Annotated in this window: 18 protein-coding genes and 2 pseudogenes; 12 read left to right on the forward strand and 8 right to left on the reverse strand. The window is 61.0% G+C overall.

The features are described 5' to 3' along the window. Nucleotides 1–81: 81 nt before the first annotated feature. Nucleotides 82–1,410: an MFS transporter gene (locus MF4836_RS29440; RefSeq protein WP_020296141.1), complete on the forward strand. Its 1,329-nt coding sequence runs from the start codon at nt 82–84 to the stop codon at nt 1,408–1,410. 73 nt (nt 1,411–1,483) lie between these two features. Here the strand turns inward: MF4836_RS29440 and MF4836_RS29445 are convergent, their stop codons facing one another. Continuing rightward, nucleotides 1,484–3,124 (reverse strand): alpha/beta hydrolase, encoded by a 1,641-nt coding sequence (locus MF4836_RS29445; RefSeq protein WP_078473310.1) that lies wholly within the window; start codon nt 3,122–3,124, stop codon nt 1,484–1,486. A gap of 228 nt (nt 3,125–3,352) precedes the next feature. Here MF4836_RS29445 and MF4836_RS29450 point away from each other — a divergent pair, with 228 nt between their 5' ends. The 3 genes and pseudogenes from MF4836_RS29450 to MF4836_RS29460 all read left to right on the forward strand — a co-directional run bounded on the left by MF4836_RS29450 (nt 3,353) and on the right by MF4836_RS29460 (nt 5,275). Beyond that, on the forward strand, nt 3,353–4,135 hold the full coding sequence (locus MF4836_RS29450) for a nucleotidyltransferase domain-containing protein (protein WP_078473311.1): 783 nt from the start codon (nt 3,353–3,355) through the stop codon (nt 4,133–4,135). Between the two features lie 124 nt (nt 4,136–4,259). Further along, nucleotides 4,260–4,424: pseudogene (locus tag MF4836_RS29455) on the forward strand (oxidoreductase); the annotation flags it as partial. Between the two features lie 155 nt (nt 4,425–4,579). Continuing rightward, the gene (locus MF4836_RS29460) at nt 4,580–5,275 is read left to right on the forward strand and encodes a tRNA (adenine(22)-N(1))-methyltransferase (RefSeq protein WP_338013634.1); all 696 of its coding nucleotides are present in this window, start codon (nt 4,580–4,582) and stop codon (nt 5,273–5,275) included. Between the two features lie 52 nt (nt 5,276–5,327). Here the strand turns inward: MF4836_RS29460 and MF4836_RS29465 are convergent, their stop codons facing one another. Both MF4836_RS29465 and MF4836_RS29470 read right to left on the reverse strand, forming a co-directional pair. Further along, entirely contained in the window at nt 5,328–5,498 is a 171-nt protein-coding gene (locus MF4836_RS29465) for a DUF2986 domain-containing protein (protein ID WP_078473313.1), read from the reverse strand. Between the two features lie 56 nt (nt 5,499–5,554). Further along, nucleotides 5,555–6,265 (reverse strand): phytanoyl-CoA dioxygenase family protein, encoded by a 711-nt coding sequence (locus tag MF4836_RS29470; protein WP_078473314.1) that lies wholly within the window; start codon nt 6,263–6,265, stop codon nt 5,555–5,557. Nucleotides 6,266–6,521: 256 nt separating this feature from the next. On the opposite strand from MF4836_RS29470, the gene MF4836_RS29475 reads away from it, so the two are divergent. Continuing rightward, nucleotides 6,522–6,977, forward strand: coding sequence for an SMI1/KNR4 family protein (locus MF4836_RS29475; protein ID WP_078473315.1), 456 nt, complete (start codon nt 6,522–6,524; stop codon nt 6,975–6,977). Between the two features lie 98 nt (nt 6,978–7,075). After that, complete coding sequence (locus MF4836_RS29480; RefSeq protein WP_078473316.1) at nt 7,076–7,441, forward strand: hypothetical protein; 366 nt, start codon at nt 7,076–7,078, stop codon at nt 7,439–7,441. 63 nt (nt 7,442–7,504) lie between these two features. Here MF4836_RS29480 and MF4836_RS29485 read toward each other — a convergent pair whose 3' ends face one another. From MF4836_RS29485 to MF4836_RS29495, 3 genes are all read right to left on the reverse strand, one after another. Then, the gene (locus MF4836_RS29485) at nt 7,505–8,131 is read right to left on the reverse strand and encodes a LysE family translocator (protein WP_078473317.1); all 627 of its coding nucleotides are present in this window, start codon (nt 8,129–8,131) and stop codon (nt 7,505–7,507) included. A 199-nt stretch (nt 8,132–8,330) separates the two neighbouring features. Beyond that, complete coding sequence (locus MF4836_RS29490) at nt 8,331–8,744, reverse strand: hypothetical protein (RefSeq protein ID WP_078473318.1); 414 nt, start codon at nt 8,742–8,744, stop codon at nt 8,331–8,333. 115 nt (nt 8,745–8,859) lie between these two features. Then, the gene (locus MF4836_RS29495) at nt 8,860–9,255 is read right to left on the reverse strand and encodes a MarR family winged helix-turn-helix transcriptional regulator (protein WP_201131712.1); all 396 of its coding nucleotides are present in this window, start codon (nt 9,253–9,255) and stop codon (nt 8,860–8,862) included. A gap of 134 nt (nt 9,256–9,389) precedes the next feature. On the opposite strand from MF4836_RS29495, the gene MF4836_RS29500 reads away from it, so the two are divergent. The 6 genes and pseudogenes from MF4836_RS29500 (at nt 9,390) to MF4836_RS29525 (ending at nt 13,666) form a co-directional block, all read left to right on the forward strand. Further along, nucleotides 9,390–10,925 carry an FAD-dependent oxidoreductase gene (locus tag MF4836_RS29500; protein ID WP_078473319.1) on the forward strand — a complete coding sequence of 512 codons (1,536 nt, stop codon included), beginning with the start codon at nt 9,390–9,392 and terminating at the stop codon, nt 10,923–10,925. Nucleotides 10,926–11,060: 135 nt separating this feature from the next. Beyond that, complete coding sequence (locus tag MF4836_RS29505) at nt 11,061–11,411, forward strand: metalloregulator ArsR/SmtB family transcription factor (RefSeq protein ID WP_078473320.1); 351 nt, start codon at nt 11,061–11,063, stop codon at nt 11,409–11,411. Between the two features lie 4 nt (nt 11,412–11,415). Beyond that, nucleotides 11,416–11,976: pseudogene (locus MF4836_RS29510) on the forward strand (ArsB/NhaD family transporter); the annotation flags it as partial. Nucleotides 11,977–11,985: 9 nt separating this feature from the next. Further along, nucleotides 11,986–12,456: an arsenate reductase ArsC gene (locus tag MF4836_RS29515; RefSeq protein WP_078473321.1), complete on the forward strand. Its 471-nt coding sequence runs from the start codon at nt 11,986–11,988 to the stop codon at nt 12,454–12,456. Next, complete coding sequence (gene arsH / locus MF4836_RS29520; protein WP_078473322.1) at nt 12,456–13,190, forward strand: arsenical resistance protein ArsH; 735 nt, start codon at nt 12,456–12,458, stop codon at nt 13,188–13,190. The genes MF4836_RS29515 and arsH overlap by 1 nt, the downstream gene beginning before the upstream one ends. 260 nt (nt 13,191–13,450) lie before the next feature. Continuing rightward, nucleotides 13,451–13,666 (forward strand): hypothetical protein, encoded by a 216-nt coding sequence (locus MF4836_RS29525; protein WP_078473323.1) that lies wholly within the window; start codon nt 13,451–13,453, stop codon nt 13,664–13,666. 36 nt (nt 13,667–13,702) lie between these two features. On the opposite strand, the gene MF4836_RS29530 is transcribed toward MF4836_RS29525, so the two are convergent. Both MF4836_RS29530 and MF4836_RS29535 read right to left on the reverse strand, forming a co-directional pair. Then, complete coding sequence (locus MF4836_RS29530; RefSeq protein WP_078473324.1) at nt 13,703–14,872, reverse strand: alpha/beta hydrolase; 1,170 nt, start codon at nt 14,870–14,872, stop codon at nt 13,703–13,705. Between the two features lie 176 nt (nt 14,873–15,048). Next, nucleotides 15,049–15,636 (reverse strand): hypothetical protein, encoded by a 588-nt coding sequence (locus MF4836_RS29535; RefSeq protein ID WP_078473325.1) that lies wholly within the window; start codon nt 15,634–15,636, stop codon nt 15,049–15,051. Nucleotides 15,637–15,643: the final 7 nt, after the last annotated feature.

Here is a 15,643-nt window from a genome sequence, read left to right on the forward strand (position 1 = left end):
CCTGCGGGCCCGAACAGGGCCTGCGGAGCGCAATAAGTGTCCATTTGAAAATAAATATAATGATTCATGAGGAAGTCCGGAATGACCGCAGTTACCCCCCCAAGCCCTGCAGCGGAAACCCCGCAACAAACCAAAAAGCGCCTGCGCAAAGTCGCCGCTGCCACCATCTTCGGTTCGATGCTGGAGTGGTACGACTTTTACCTGTACGCGACCATGGCCGCGATCGTGTTTTCGAAAATCTTCTTCGATAACAGCGACCCAAAAACCGCGACCCTGATGGCTTTCTCGACCTTTGCCATCGGTTTTATCGCGCGCCCGTTCGGCGGCATCCTGTTCGGTTACCTGGGCGACAAGTTCGGCCGCAAGCAAGTGCTGGTGGTGACCTTCTGCATGATGGGCGTGTGCACCACGCTGATCGGCCTGATCCCCAGCTACGCCTCGATCGGCATCTGGGCCCCCATCGTGCTGGTAGCGGTGCGGATCATCCAGGGCCTGGGTGCCGGTGCCGAATTGTCCGGCGCGGCCGTGACTTCCTACGAACACGCCAGCGAAGGCAAGCGCGGCAGCCAGGGAGCCTGGCCGGCGCTGGGCCTGAACCTGGGCCTGCTGCTGTCGTCGCTGACCGTGTACTTGCTGACCATCAACGGCAACGAGTTCCTGCTGCAAGGCGGCTGGCGCATCCCGTTTATCTGCAGCATCGCCCTGGTCGGCGTCGGCCTGTGGGTGCGCAACAGCATCCCGGAAACCCCGGAATTCAACCAACTGAGCCAGGAGCCGGCAAAAGCCAAGGCGTCGCCGCTCAAGGCCCTGTTCAAAAACGACCTCAAAGGCCTGGCGGTGGTGTTCTTCGTCGCGGTTGGCTACAACGCCCTGAGCTACATCTTCAAGACCTTTTCCCTGGCCTACCTCACTCAGTTCAAGGGCGTGGACGTACACGTCACCTCGTTGTCGGTGACCATCGCCAGCCTGGTGGCCATCGTCGCCGTGCCGTTCTTCGGCTGGCTGTGCGACCGCTGGAGCAGCAAAACCGTGCTGATGCTCGGCGGGGTGTTCTCGCTGCTGTTCGCCTACCCGTTCCTGGCCCTGCTCAACACCGGTGAAAGCCTGATGATCTACATCGCCATCGGCGTCGGCACCGGGATCCTCGCGCCGATGATGTTCGCCCCCCAGGGTTCGTTCCTCAGCCGCCAGTTCCCGACCCAGACCCGCTCCTCGGGCTTCGGCACCGGCCGTGAAATCGGCACCGCCATCGCCGGCGGCCTGGCCCCGCTGGGCGCCCTGTCCCTGGTCTCGGCCTCGGCCACCCACTCCACCGACGGCGTGGTGATCATCCTCGGCATCGCCTCGCTGCTGGTGGTGGTGTTCGCCCTGCTCGACCAGGGGCGCAAGCACTCGACGTTCAAGAACTGAGGCCTGGCTCAGAGACTGATGAGGGTTGTGATGCGCCCCCATCAGTCTCTGCTGAACCTGCCTTCTGCAACAGCTAGCGGTCAGCTATTGGCCCTGAACCTCTGGGTCCCCATCCCTTCGTTGGCGCATATTGCTCGATTAATTTCCACAGCAGGCGCCCCATGGGCAGGCGATAGATATCACTGTGGGCACCACCGCCCGAACCTGGAGAATTGAACTCCGTTATCCCGTCTGAGGCATTGATGTAAGCAACTTTTTTCACTGCCGGCTGGGAAGCAAACGGGTCGGTACACTCCTCCTGCCCGTTTTTGCAAATGGCGAACTTGCCGCAAGGAACCGCGGAAGTGTCGGAAGCTTTCATACAGTCGAAGATCCCCTTGTAATCCGGATTGGCACTATCACATGCCTTACGGTATGAACTCATGGCACCTGCGGGTGCGGTCCAGAGAATAAACGGCGAACCCGCCGCCTCATCATTGGACGATGCTGTCAGCACCAACTGGGTATTTTTCAACTTGGCATAGTCGCGGTAAGGCGCCCCTTCACTGCCCACCCCGGGCGCAAAGCGATTGATGCTGAAAGCCCCTTGAAGCCCCACGGCCAAGTCAACCGAACTGGTCACCATGGTCTGGTCTGGAAACTGACTTTCAAGAGGGGTCAAGACCGGTGCACTAAACACCGCACGGGTCATCGCCCGGGCACCAAAACTATGCCCAAGTGCAACCACCCGCGCCTGGCTACCGGAAGCCTTCAAACTGCGGGGAATGGTTTCATTGACAATCTTGTTAAGCCAGGACAGGCCTATTTCATCAGCATCATTGGCCTTGTTCGAGTAACTCAAAACGTTACCAAACGAGTTGGACCAATAAGAAGGCCATGTAATACCCACGACCAAAGGTCGGAAATTGCTACTGCGATTACTCAATGGCTGTATAGCGGCCGTTCTGTTGATCGGCTCCTCCTGTTGGCCTTTGACAGACTCCAGGGATGCAGCCATCAGGCTCCCGGTCAAATCATTAAAGTTGCGGATTGCCTCCTCCTGAGCGGTGTTCCAGCCCATGACAATAACCAGCACATGGGTATAACTGCCGGCCTTGAGGTCTTTGGTCAGATTTTCTTCCAATGAAACAAGTGCATATTTTCCGTAGTCATATAACTGATATGACTTGGCATCGACCTTATCCAGGTTGGTCGATATCTTGCAGGCGTGCCAATCACTGATTTTCGCCAAATCATAGTTCTGCTTAATCAGCGATACCGGTCTGGCGGCGTAGGCGTTATAAACAAAGCAATGGCTTTTTGAGTAATAAGGGGCGTCCCGAACTGAGTCATCTCCGACTATTGTATTTTTGATGATATGCGACACAAACATTGCCTTTGAATCACTGTTTTGAAAGCGCTCGATCTGATTGGCTGTTCGCCATGAACCGGCTTCTTCGGCATCGGTATAACTTCCACTTTTTACAAAGCTGACTTGTGGGTACGCCTTGGGACCACCAACGGTCGATTGCGGACTCTTTTCCAGGGCAACGACATAACCCGGATAGTGCAGCGCAGTACCAGATGGGAAATACAACATTGAGTGGAATTTTTTAGCGTTGGAACTGCCCAGATTCAAAGCTGATTCGTAAGGTTCCATAACCGAATCCGGAGTGGAACAGCCGAGTAGGCTCAAACAAAAAGCCAACGTGCTTGATCCCTTAAGTACCCGCATCGCGCGCTCCCTGGGCCGTTCATGGCCCTGCATATTGCTAGGTCGTACCTGCCAGCATTGCAAAAACAAGCGCAGACCAGACAGCTCCCGCGCCGACAATTTCACTATAGCCAGGAGATACCAAACTGCTATCACGCAAGGCTGCTTTCACCCTAAAAAACCGGCCCTTGCAGCAGTGCCTACGCTGTTAAGATCCCCCGCTTACTCAAGAGCCACAGGCCCACCCCCATGCCCTCTCGCCAACCGGACGGCGTCGATGCGGACGGTTTTATTCCGGCCGCTCCCAGCCAGCCTTTGCCTGCGCCTTTCCAGCCGTTGCTGGATGATCTGTGCCGCACCCTGACGGCCGAGGCCGGCGCCTTGCTCGATGGCATTTACCTGTATGGCAGCGTGGCCCGGGGCAGCGCCAAACCTGGCGTTTCGGACCTGGACGTGACCCTGGTCCTGCGCCAGCCGCAGGATGCAGCAGCCCTCGCCACCCTTGAAGCCCTGCGCCTGGCTCTGGCCGCGCGGCACCCGGAGGTGGTGAAGATCGACTTCGATATCGGCAACCGTCAGCAGGTGCTGGATCCGCAGCACCTGTACAGCTGGGGCTACTGGCTCAAGCACCACTGCCGCTGCCTATGGGGCACTGACCTGGCAGCACACTTCGCCCCGTTCAGGCCATCGCGCGCGATCGCCCTGGCGCTCAATGGGGATTTCTACCCGGTGCTCAGCCGCTATGCCGATCAGATCGATCAGCCAGCGCAGCCGAGCGAGGTCAAACGCCTGCAACGCGAGGCCTCGCGCAAGCTGATCCGCGCGACCAATATCCTGCGCTCGGATCAGGCCCCTGGCTGGCCCCATACCCTGGAGGAGCACGTGGCGCAGTTCGTCCAGCGCTATCCGGCACAACAGGCGCAGATCGAATTCTTCCTGCGTCATAGCCAGCAGCCCACGGCCTCGGCCGAGGAATTCACGGCACGGCTACGGGATTTTTGCGAGTGGTGTCGGCAGGCATCCGGGCAGTGATCCAGGGACGTTGAGGCGGATCTTGCACCAGCGAAGGAGGCCGCCATCTCGACGCGTGCCGGCCACCTATTCATCCATTCGAATAGGTGAATGTGTCGCCTTTGCTCATCTCCTCCGAGACACCCTGACTGCTTCAAGCCTGTTCCAACCGCTATCCCTTGGCGGCCTGGCGCTTAAAAACCGGAGCGCCCTGCCGCCCCTGACTCGCTCGCGCAGCTCGCAATCGGGCAATATCCCCAACACGCTGATGGCCACCTATTACCGGCAACGGGCCAGTGCTGGGTTGCTGGCGGACCTGGATTGTGGAGTGCTGAGGGCCTGCGTGCCCCTGGAACAACGCCATGACCCCGGTCGCCTGAATTTGAAATACCCGGCATTGCCCGCCACAATCGCGCCCCGATCTGGCCAACGCTGCCGGACGCTCGTGCTGAAAAGGGGTTGCCGTTGAACCAACAGACATTGTCCAAGCGCCTTGAGCGCGTGGCGGCGCATGTGCCCGCCGGAGCGCGCCTGGCCGATATCGGCTCGGATCACGGCTACCTGCCGGTGGCCTTGATGCGCCGTGGCGCGATCTCGGCGGCGGTGGCCGGCGAGGTGGCATTGACCCCCTTCCATGCTGCCGAACGTACGGTACGCGAGAACGATCTGACATCGCTCATCACTGTGCGCCTGGCCAACGGCCTGGCGGCGATCGAGGCGCGGGACGGGATCACCGCCATCAGCATCTGTGGCATGGGCGGCGAGACCATCCGCGACATCCTCGACTGCGGCAAGGCCCACCTCAACGGCCAGGAACGGCTGATCCTGCAACCCAACGGCGGCGAGCCGCCACTGCGCCAATGGCTGATGGACAATGGCTACTGCATCCTCGCTGAGGAGGTGCTGCAGGAAAACCGCTTCGACTACGAAATCATCGTCGCCGAGCGCGACAAGCCGGTGCGCTACAGCGCCCGGGAACTGTACTTCGGCCCGCTGCACATGCAGGCACGCAGCCCGGCGTTCTTGCTCAAGTGGCAGCGCAGGTTGCGCCAGAAGCACAAGACCCTGGCCGACTTTGCCCGGGCGCAGCAAGCGGTGCCCGAGGAAAAGATCCAGGACGTCGCCCGCCAGGCGCAGTGGATCACCGAACTGCTGGCGTGAAATCTTTGAGGGTTGCGCGCAAGCGCGTCAGCAAGGTGAAGCCCTGTTCCATCTACACAGACTCGCTGTCGGCGGCCAGGTTTGCATCCTGATCGGCTTCAGCCGCCAGCTTCAGGCGGTCCGCCTTGCTGATGTATTTCGACTTGCTGGCAGGCGCCAATTTGGCACTGGCCTTTTTCGCGTGAGCTTTTAACAACTGCTGGATTTTTTTACGACGATTCATAGGCTTCTACTCGGTCTTACAATTTTTGAATGAAATGGCCGCCCCGGCCTGGTCGCTCAAGCCGTGGGCACTGGCACCCAGTCAGCCGCTGGCGCCTGCCAGGGAAAATCCCCAGGCTCAAAGCGCTCACTCGTGTCCATCTGGATACTGCGCAGGCTCGCGGTCTGCTGATGTGAAGCGTAAAGCGACTGCGAAAAATAGCTGATCAACAGCGTACGGCGACGGGCGCCGCTGATGTTCAGGCTGCCCGCATGCACCAGGTCGACGTCGAACAGCAGGACATCACCCGCGGAACCTGCAAGCTGCACCGAGCGGGACTCGTCATTGAAATCAAAAGGCGGCGCTCCCGGCTCAGGCCGATGGCTGCCGGGGACAATCCGCGTTGCACCGTTGGCGGGCCCATAGTCGTCGAAATACACCAGGGCATTGGCAATGTCCCCTGGTCGTTGCGCCGACAGGTCGCGGTGCAGCAGCTGATGCCCGCCCCCTTTCAACGGCTCTCGCCCCTCCACCTGGGACAGGAAAAACCGCTCTCCAATCAACTCCCCCGCCACCGCCAGCATCGACGGCAGACGACACAGCGCCTGCACGCAGGCATCGGTGTCCAGCTGCGAATGGCGCCAGTCCCTGCCCCTGGGCACCGGCCATTGTTCCGAGGGCTTTACGCCCGCGTCGAACACGGCACGCAGCTGATCCAGCCACTGCGCCGGGATCGCTCGGCGAAGCAGCACATAACCTTCTCGGTGCAATTGCTCGCGGTCAGTCATCGCGTGCTCGACTCCCTTGCCGTAACCCGTCCTGCACAACGGCCCGGAGCACGGCAGGCGCGGCGGGCAATAGGCGCAGGATGATAAAGCAAAGGTTTTACCCGTGCACAGAAGCACCGCGATTGAAGGGGGTAATAACAACCGCCGGGGCGGCACGCAGAAAAGAGCCGCCCCGCTCACGGCCCTGGCTACTGGCAGTCGCTGATAAATGTTTGAATAGCGCCCCGACATTCAATGATCGACCAGAGGCCCGGCTATGGAGTGGCATGTATTTTCAGAAGCCCATGAACCCTTGACCGATGAGTTGGTTGACGGCATCGAAAAAGTCCTGCGCTTCACCCTGCCCCGCGACTACGTTGAATGCGTCAAGCGCTTTCACGGCGGGCAACCCAAGGACCGAACCCTGTCGATCAACGTCAACGGCGAGCCCTGGGGCATCGGCTTCGGCATGCTGCTGACCCTGGATCCGCTACAGAGCTCGGAAAACATCATCAACGCGCTGGTGGCATTGCGAACCCATCATCAGCTTCCCGAGCACTACCTGCCGATCGTGGTGGGCGGTGGCGGTGACTACCTGTGCCTTGATTATTCCGAGAACTCGCTGCTCCCCAAGGTGGTGTTCTATTTTCATGAACTGGGCCTGCCGGACGGCCTGTTTGAGGTGGCAGATTCATTCAGCAGCTTGCTGGGCATGCTGCAAGAGGAGCGCTGAAACTGCGGGTCACGCTGACGAAGAACTTGCCGCTTGAGGCAAGCTTGCTAGAGTCAAAAGCTCTGCCCCCAAGCCTTTGGCGTTTTCAAGGATCGATCATGCCCCCCACTCTTCAGTTATTTGCGCCTGATGTATTCCCCTCTGCCCCTGCCGAGGTTCGCGCCTACACCGTCGCCGCCTTTCGAATTGCCCAGCGAAGCGATCAGCTCTCACTGATTGCCATGTCAAAACCCCTCTTGGAGTTTTTGCTGAAAAAGCGTGCGCTAGGCTACTGGATCCAGAAAGGCTGGCTGATCGAGGTGGATCAAGGCTATCGCCTCACTGACCAGGGGCTTGTCATTTGCCAATCGGCTTTGGCAGACCAACTCGCCACCCACAACACGACTGCGGACCGGGTGGCCTACTGGGAGAACGAGTTCCGCCGCAACAGCCAACTCCCGCGCGCGGAAACCTTTCGGATCTGAGGTGGTTGTTCCCTCGAGCGGACGGACCGGTCCGGTGCGCTTCCGCTCATGGCCAAACCCGCCTTATTGCTGCTGAAAAGCCACTTTCACCCCAAGCCCGACAAACAGCGTGCCGATGATTTTGCCTTCCCAGCGACGCAGCCTTGAAAGACCCTTGAGGCACTGGCTCAAGGGGCGAATGGCGATTGAAAGCAGGCTGGTATAAACCGCACTGAGCCCCGAAAAGATCAAGCCCAGCACCGCGAATTGACTCAGGGACGAGCCCGATTCCGGATGAATAAACTGCGGCAGGAATGCGAGGAAGAAAATCGCGGTTTTCGGGTTCAGGACCTCCGCGCCCACCGCCTGGAAAAAGGCCTGGCGCGAGGTCACATCCGCCAATGGCATGCGCGCAGTGGTGCTCGATCGAGCAAAAAAAGCACGCGCCCCCAGGTAGATCAGGTAACAGGCCCCCGCCGTTTTCACCACGTTGAACGCGAGCGCAGACGTCATCAGAATCGCCGACAGCCCCAGCGCAGCGCTCAGCGTATGGATCAGATCCCCCGTCGCGACGCCCAGCCCGGTGGCAATACCAACCTTGCGTCCGCCCTGCAAGGTGCGTGTGATCACCAACAGCACGGCGGGGCCGGGGATCAGGAAAAGACCGATAACGACGGCTACGTACGTCACGATAGAGGCCAGGTCAAACATCACGAGTCACCTAAAGGCAGGGCGGGACCACAGTTATCCTGAAGTGCAGTTCGAAAGCAAACGCTGTGTCCAGGTCAGAGGTGGGTCGGATGCGGTCATTGGTCAAAGGCCGTTAGCGGACAAAAGCGGTCATGCAGGTTTAAGACTGTTGCGCGCCATCGTTCCAAAACGGAAGTTGCGGGGCGTGATTTTCCACCCGTCAAAAGGCAACCTCGCACCGTGCTTCAGCGGCTTGTACTCGTAGGGTCAGACCAGACTCGAAGCGCAGCACAAGATGATGATCTGGATGAATGGTATCGGTGAGGTAGCAGGTTTTTGTCTCGGCATCGGACTCCACCACGCCAATCGACTGTATAACTCGACTGTCGTCGCCCACCTGGTTTTCATCTGCTCCACTCGCTGAAAAGTAGTCAACCTCATGGAAGCTGATGGTGATTTTCCGCGCTTCTTCCGTCGGCACCCAGGCTTCAGCTCGTCGAGTAAAGCCAAGTACAGCCAAACGATTCACGATGTCGTAATGGATGGCAGTGGCTTGGTAGAAGTTATGTAAATCGTACGCACGGCCGTGAATCTCGACCTCGATATGCCCGAACACGAAACCATGGAATTGCATGGGTTAACCCTGATGATCTGCCGGTAGGCATGCATCGTACGGTATCGCCGCAATGGTCGCCTCTGGCGGACAACAGCCGCTGCCGCCCGCCTGCTACCCCTCTGCGCTAAAACCCCTACTCCACCCCATCTCCTTTAATCCCCTGCGCGAACTTGCTCATCAGCCGCACCAGATTCTCCACGTCCTGCTCCTCCCAGGTGGAGAAGATCGCCAGGCCGATCCGCTCCCGTGCCTCATCGACGCGATCGGTCATGGCTTTGCCTTTGGCGGTGATAACGGACTCGCGCACGCGGCGGTCGGCGGCGCTGGCCTGGCGGTCGATCAGGCCCAGGCTTTCGAGCTTGGCGACCTGGCGGCTGACGGTGGTGTAGTCGCGGCCCACGCGGTCGGCCAGTTCGACCACGCCAATCGGCCCGAGACGCTCCACCAGCACCAGCAGCGGGAACAGCGCTCGGTCCAGGGAGATTCCGGCTTCGCGGACCATGGCCTCGTCGCGCTGGGGGCGGTTCATGACGCCGACGATTTCCACCAGCGCACCGTGAAGCTCGCGGAGCTGAGCACTAATATGTGTATTTTGCACTTTATTTGTTGACACGCTTTTGCCCTCGCTCAAATATGTGCATCTTGCACGCTTTGGAGCGGATTATGAAACAACCACTCGCTGTTCAGGTGTTGATTTGCGGCGCGGGCGCTGCCGGTTTGACGTTGGCGATTGATCTGGCGCGAAGGGGCATTTCCCTGCGCCTGATCGAAAAAGCCCCGCAGCCGTTTCATGGGTCACGCGGCAAGGGGTTGCAGCCCAGGACCCTGGAGGTCTTCGAGGATATCGGCATCCTCGAGCGGATTTGCGCCATCGCGGACGCTTATCCGCCTGAGCGCCGCTATCACGACGATGGCCGCCATACCGATGCCGAGGTCATCCAGCACCAGGCCCCTACCCCTGCCGAACCCTATCAACAGCCGCTGATGTTGCCGCAATTCCTGACCGAACAGCTGCTGCGCGAGCGCCTGCTTGAACTGGGGCAACAGCCGCAGTGGGGCTGCGAGTTACTGGGTTTCGAGCAGGATGCCGACGGGGTCAGCGTGCGCCTGGCCGGCAAAAACGGTGAGGAGACCTTGCGCGTAGGTTGGCTGGTGGGCGCCGATGGCGGGCGCAGTCTGGTGCGCCATGAGCTGGGCATCGGCTTTCCCGGCAAGACCCTTGGCGTGCGCGCCGTGGTGGCCGATGTGCAGGTGTCGGGGCTGTCTCGCGACTACTGGCACCGTTTCGGCGATGGCGATATGACGCGGCAGATCTCGCTCTGCCCGCTGGCCGGGACCGATCAGTTGCAAATCCAGGGCCCGATCCCCCTGGAAGGCGAGATCGACCTCAGCGCCGACGGCCTGACGGCACTGGTGGCGCAGCGCACCGGGCGCGACGATATTCACGTGCACGCGGTGTCCTGGGCCTCGGCCTACACCATGCATGCGCGGCTGGCCGATCAGTACCGTGTGGGCCGGGTGTTTCTGGTGGGAGATGCGGCGCATATTCATCCGCCCACCGGTGGCCAGGGCCTGAATACCAGCGTGCAGGACGCCTACAACCTGGGCTGGAAACTGGCCGCGGTGATCCATGGCGCGCCGCAGTCGCTGCTGGATACTTATGAGGAAGAACGGCGCCCCATCGCCGCCTCGATGCTCGGCCTGGCGACCCACCTGCTGGAGGCCCAGAAGCGTGGCGATATACGGCGCGGCCGCGACGTGCAGCAGCTGGATATCGGTTACCCGCAGTCCACCCTCGCGCTGCAGCAGCCCAGTCGCACCCTGGGCGTGGCAGCCGGCGACCGCGCCCCCGATGCACCGATACGCAGCGCCTCCGGGCACCGCTCGCGGCTGTTTAACCTGTTCCAGGGCCCGCACTGGACCTTGCTTGGCCATGGCCTGGAGCGCAGCGCCGTGCGACCTCGGCCCGGGTTGCGTATCCACAGCGTCGGTCCGCGCGGCGACGTGCTGGACGATCAGGGGCACTGGCAACAGGCCTACGCCCCGGCCCTCGGCGATTGGCTACTGATACGTCCGGACGGCTACATCGGTGCAATCATCAACCACAACGCGGTCGAGGCCCTGGAAAACTACCTGCAGCAGGTCGGCCTCGGAGCGGCCACGGCCGGCAATGGCGAGGAGACCCAGGCCACAGGCTGAGGACCGCGCAAGGCGATCCTGTGCTGCTCAAGGTCGAGCAGGCAGGAACGCAGGCCGCTGAATCGCTCCTGGCGCCTGATTTATTACATATGTATATTCGTATATACGAAAAAACGCATATTAGGTGACACACCCATGAACCTGCTGCCTCCCGCTGTCTTCAAGTGCCTCGGCGATGAAACCCGCTGCCGGATCATGCTGATGCTCTGCGCCCAGGGTGAGCTTTGTGTCTGTGAACTCATCTGGGCACTGGATGACAGCCAGCCGAAAGTCTCCCGCCATCTCGCGCAACTGCGTACATGTGGGCTGCTGGAAGACCGCCGTCAGGGCCAGTGGATTTACTACCGTCTGCACCCGCAGTTGCCGCAGTGGGTCAACGACGTGCTCAGCCTCACCCTCGAGGCCCATCGAGCCTGGGCCGACGGCGACAGCGAGCGCCTGGCGTCCATGCCCGGCCGCCCTGTGCGCGCAGCAACCTGCTGCTGACCCTTCGATCCGGGACTGTCCGATGTTGATCGCGGCTTCAATTTTCGCTCTCACGCTGCTACTCGGGCTGTTTGCCCTTGAGCCCCTGGGCATCCCCATCAGCGCGGTCGCGGCGGCTTGTGCACTGATCCTGTTGGTGATCGCGGGCCAAGGCCGGATCATCTCCATCCGCAAGGTGATCAAGCTCGCGCCCTGGCAGATTGTGGTGGTTTCCCTCGCCATGTACCTGGTCGTCTACGGGCTGCGCAATGCGGGCCTGACCCATACGTTCGCGGCGCTTCTAGACAGCTTCGCCGCCCACGGCCTGTGGGCCGCCACCCTGGGCGCCGGGGTCACCGCGGCGCTGCTCTCCTCCATCATGAACAATATGCCCAGCGTGCTGATCGGCGCGCTGTCCATCCAGGGCAGCGAGGCCGGCGGCCTGATCCGGCAGGCCATGATCTACGCCGACATCATCGGCGGTGACCTGGGGCCTAAGATCACGCCCATCGGCAGCATCCTCACCCTTCCCATCCTGCTCGTGACCCTGGCCGCACGGGCCTTGCGCCTGAGCCTCCACGCCTAGGAAACGCTGATGAAAGTCCTGTTCATGTGTACCGCCAATAGCTGCCGCAGCGTGCTGTGCGAAGGCCTGTTCAACCTTATGGCCCCCCAAGGCCTGAGCGCCGCAAGCGCCGGCAGCATGCCGAGCGGGCGCCTCAACCCGCGCGCAGTGAGCACCTTGCAGGCCCTGGGCGCAGATACCTCGGCCCTCTTCAGCAAGGGTTCCGACAGCTTCGCCGAACACCCGCCCGAGGTGGTGATCACCGTGTGCGACCAGGCTGCCGGCGAACCCTGCCCGGTGTACTTCGGGCCCGCCCTGAAAAGCCATTGGGGCTTGGCCGACCCGTCCGAGGTTACGGGTAGCCCCGAGCAAATCCAGGCCGCTTTTGACGCCACCGTCATCCACATTCGCCAGCGCCTGACGGCGTTTTTTGCCCTCGATCTCAACGCCCTCGGCCCAGCGGAGCTGAAACTGGCGTTGAACCGCATCGGAGACCTGTAATGAAAGCGTTCACCCACGACACCCCAGACGACTGCCCCAGCCTGGACCTCGCGCTGCTCGACGTGCCCGGCCCTGAAAAGTTGGTGCCGCCCGAGCAGCCCCAGCACAAGCCGCGCATTCTTCTGCTGTACGGGTCGACTCGCGAGCGATCCTTCAGTCGGCTGCTGACCCAGGAAGCAGCGCGTATTCTGCAATGGATGGGCGCAGAGACCGTGATCTTCGACCCCTCCGGCCTGCCACTGCCCGATGACGCCCCCGAGGATCACCCCAAGGTCCGGGAATTGCGCGACCTGGTGCTGTGGTCCGAAGGCCAGGTGTGGTGCTCTCCGGAACGCCACGGCTCGATATCGGCGGTGTTCAAGGCGCAAATCGACTGGATTCCCCTGACGCAGGGAGCCGTTCGCCCCTCACAGGGCAAGACCCTGGCCGTGATGCAGGTGTGCGGTGGCTCGCAGTCCTTCAACACGGTCAACCAGCTGCGGGTGCTCGGGCGCTGGATGCGCATGGTCACCATCCCCAACCAATCGTCGGTGCCCAAAGCCTTTCTGGAATTCGACGAGAGCGGGCGGATGAAGCCATCGCCCTACTACGACCGGGTGGTGGACGTGATGGAGGAGTTGATGAAGTTCACCTGGCTGGTGCGTGGCAAAGCCGCGTACCTGGTGGATCGTTACTCCGAACGCAAGGAAAGCGCCGAAGCGCTCTCCACGCGGGTCAACCAACGCGTCCTCTAAACCTGCCGGGCCGATTCAAGCCCTGCACTCACCGCTCGCGCACCGCGTAAGATAGCCAGCGCCCTAATGCCGATCAGTTAAGCGATAGAGCGAGCACAAAATAACCTGTGGCGAGGGAGCTTGCTCCCGCTGGACTGCGTAGCAGTCCCATTTTTTGGGCCGCTTCGCGACCCAGCGGGAGCAAGCTCCCTCGCCACGAGTACAGCGATCGTCCTTAACTGACTGGCATTAGCCAGCACCCCCTCTTTCAGGAGCCCTTAATGCATTGCCCCACCTGCGGTGAATACGGAGACCTGGTGCTGCTCAAGGTCAAACGCACCGGCGCCCAAGTCATCGCCTGCACCGAGTGCGATTCGCTGTGGAAAACCGTGGATGTGACCACCCTCGGCGAGCCGCTGCTGGATGTGGCCGACTATCTGCGCGAGCACCACCTGCCCCCGAAATGGAGCGAGCTGGAGCTGTTGCGCAGGGTCTGAGCCGTCCCCGGCTCCCTGCGCAACAGCCCACCCGGGCTAAGGCATAAAGCGCCAGTACACGCCATTGGCATCACTCACCTGCGCCAGCTTGCGCCGCTGTCCTGGGCGCTTGCCGGTGTTGATGATGTTGTAGATGTCGTAAATCAGCGTGGTCGAATCACCGTAGTACGAGTGGCTGAGAAAGTCGGTCGTGATCAGGCTGGCGTCGACCGTATCGATGCCCGGCACCACCAGCAGGTTGTCCGAGACAAAACCCGCACGCGGGTATTTGTGAAAGGTCTTGGAGGCCAGCAAGGCAAGGTCCTTGTCCGAGACGTACATGGTTACCGGCCATTTGGCAGGGCTGATGCCGGGGACGATTTCATCGGCAAACACATCGGAATCGATATCCGGCGCCGCCAGGATCACTTCCTTGATCTTGCTCCGCAGCTTGGGGTGCTTCAGGTTCAGCGTCACCAGGCTGCTGGCCACGGCGCGATTGCCCATGCTGTGGGCGATCAGGTAGACCTTTTTCACATGGGGCTGTTTCAGGTAGTCGACCAGGAAGCTGTAGAACTTGGTCTTGGCCGCCTCCACCGCGGCTTCGTCGGGCACGTACTCTTCGGTCCTGCCGGCCGAGGGCCAGCTGTAGAAGGCCGGCACACCTTTGAAGTCCAGGTCGTAGGCCATCTGCGCGGTGCGTTTCGCGGCGTCTTCAAATGCCACGTTGTAGCCGTGCACGTAGATGAAGCTGGAGCCGTTTTCCTTGAGGCGATGACTGATCAGTTGCTCAAACTCGGCCTTGGGCACAATGCCGCCGCCGAGGATCGAGACATGCTTATCCGGATTTTCCGACCACTCGAGCTTGAACCAGGACGGGGTCTCGACCACTCCGGTCTTGTGGTCGAACGGGATCTTCACATGACAGTAGCCGTAGACCAGGGCCTTGCCGCGCTTGGTGCCCAAGGCATCGACGCAACCGGTGGCGGACAGCACATTGCGGTTGCTGGCAAAAAACACGGTGACGATGCCGGTCATCTTATCGACGAACTGATTGCGCGCCGGGTCCGCATCCTTGGGCAAGGTGCCAGTGGCCGCCCCATCGACAGGGGGCTGCCGGTACGGGTCATAAGTGCCCTCGCCGTCCTGCAGGCCTCTGCCCCCGCTGCCGCAGGCACTCAAAACAGCCAGCGCGGCCAGCAACAACATGCGCACGATCGCATCCATTCGTATCGGTTCCCGGGGTGTGGGCTGAGGAAAAACAGCCCGCGGATTTAATAGAAATACGCCACGGGTGTCCAATCAAGATCGTGTGGCAGCCGGACCCGCGGGCAATAAAAAACGCCGCTGGCCCGGACCCGGCCAGCGGCTTTGCAGTTGCATCAATGCTGCGTGTGCGTCGCCTACAACAGGCGGCGTTGCACGGCTTCTTCCAGGGTGCTGCGGGCCAGTTCCTGGACCACCTCACGGGTGTCCTGCTGGAACGGAATGGTCACGATCAGCAGCAAGTGCATCCAGGTGCGCACCGATTCGCTTTTGCGGATACGCCCCACTTCCTTGCCGTCCTTGTCCTTGAACACGGTTTCCAGGGTGAAGGTGTTTTTCGCCGTGCTCGGAATGATAAAGAAGGTCGCGCCGGTGATGATGGCCGAGGCCATGTTGAACTGCTCGTTGTTGTACAGGGTGGCTTCCGCGTACAGGTCCGAATCGACCTTGTCGGTGCTGACCCGGCTAAAGCGCCCGGACTGGCGGAACGCATCGGCCACTGCTGCTTCCCAAGCCACGGCCGGGGTACCGCCAGCGGCATTGGCCGGTCCGCCGTTGACCTGATTCATGGCAGTGGTGCGAACAAAGGCGCTGGGCTTTTGCGCCGGCGCTTCAGCGGCCGGTGGCCAGGCCTTGACCGGGGTCAGTTCGTGTTGCGAATAGGATACGCAGCCGCTCAGTAAAACGGCGGCCAGCACCAGGACGTGCTTGATGGAACCCAACATAGGTTGC

This window comes from Pseudomonas sp. MF4836, assembly GCF_002018875.1.
Lineage (GTDB): Bacteria > Pseudomonadota > Gammaproteobacteria > Pseudomonadales > Pseudomonadaceae > Aquipseudomonas.

Coding starts and splice junctions, on each gene's coding strand:
- MF4836_RS29440 (WP_020296141.1), top strand. CDS start 82: ATGACCGCAGTTACCCCCCCAAGCCCTGCAGCGGAAACCCCGCAACAA.
- MF4836_RS29445 (WP_078473310.1), bottom strand. CDS start 3,124: ATGCGGGTACTTAAGGGATCAAGCACGTTGGCTTTTTGTTTGAGCCTA.
- MF4836_RS29450 (WP_078473311.1), top strand. CDS start 3,353: ATGCCCTCTCGCCAACCGGACGGCGTCGATGCGGACGGTTTTATTCCG.
- MF4836_RS29465 (WP_078473313.1), bottom strand. CDS start 5,498: ATGAATCGTCGTAAAAAAATCCAGCAGTTGTTAAAAGCTCACGCGAAA.
- MF4836_RS29470 (WP_078473314.1), bottom strand. CDS start 6,265: ATGACTGACCGCGAGCAATTGCACCGAGAAGGTTATGTGCTGCTTCGC.
- MF4836_RS29475 (WP_078473315.1), top strand. CDS start 6,522: ATGGAGTGGCATGTATTTTCAGAAGCCCATGAACCCTTGACCGATGAG.
- MF4836_RS29480 (WP_078473316.1), top strand. CDS start 7,076: ATGCCCCCCACTCTTCAGTTATTTGCGCCTGATGTATTCCCCTCTGCC.
- MF4836_RS29485 (WP_078473317.1), bottom strand. CDS start 8,131: ATGTTTGACCTGGCCTCTATCGTGACGTACGTAGCCGTCGTTATCGGT.
- MF4836_RS29490 (WP_078473318.1), bottom strand. CDS start 8,744: ATGCAATTCCATGGTTTCGTGTTCGGGCATATCGAGGTCGAGATTCAC.
- MF4836_RS29495 (WP_201131712.1), bottom strand. CDS start 9,255: ATGAACCGCCCCCAGCGCGACGAGGCCATGGTCCGCGAAGCCGGAATC.
- MF4836_RS29500 (WP_078473319.1), top strand. CDS start 9,390: ATGAAACAACCACTCGCTGTTCAGGTGTTGATTTGCGGCGCGGGCGCT.
- MF4836_RS29505 (WP_078473320.1), top strand. CDS start 11,061: ATGAACCTGCTGCCTCCCGCTGTCTTCAAGTGCCTCGGCGATGAAACC.
- MF4836_RS29515 (WP_078473321.1), top strand. CDS start 11,986: ATGAAAGTCCTGTTCATGTGTACCGCCAATAGCTGCCGCAGCGTGCTG.
- arsH (WP_078473322.1), top strand. CDS start 12,456: ATGAAAGCGTTCACCCACGACACCCCAGACGACTGCCCCAGCCTGGAC.
- MF4836_RS29525 (WP_078473323.1), top strand. CDS start 13,451: ATGCATTGCCCCACCTGCGGTGAATACGGAGACCTGGTGCTGCTCAAG.
- MF4836_RS29530 (WP_078473324.1), bottom strand. CDS start 14,872: ATGGATGCGATCGTGCGCATGTTGTTGCTGGCCGCGCTGGCTGTTTTG.
- MF4836_RS29535 (WP_078473325.1), bottom strand. CDS start 15,636: ATGTTGGGTTCCATCAAGCACGTCCTGGTGCTGGCCGCCGTTTTACTG.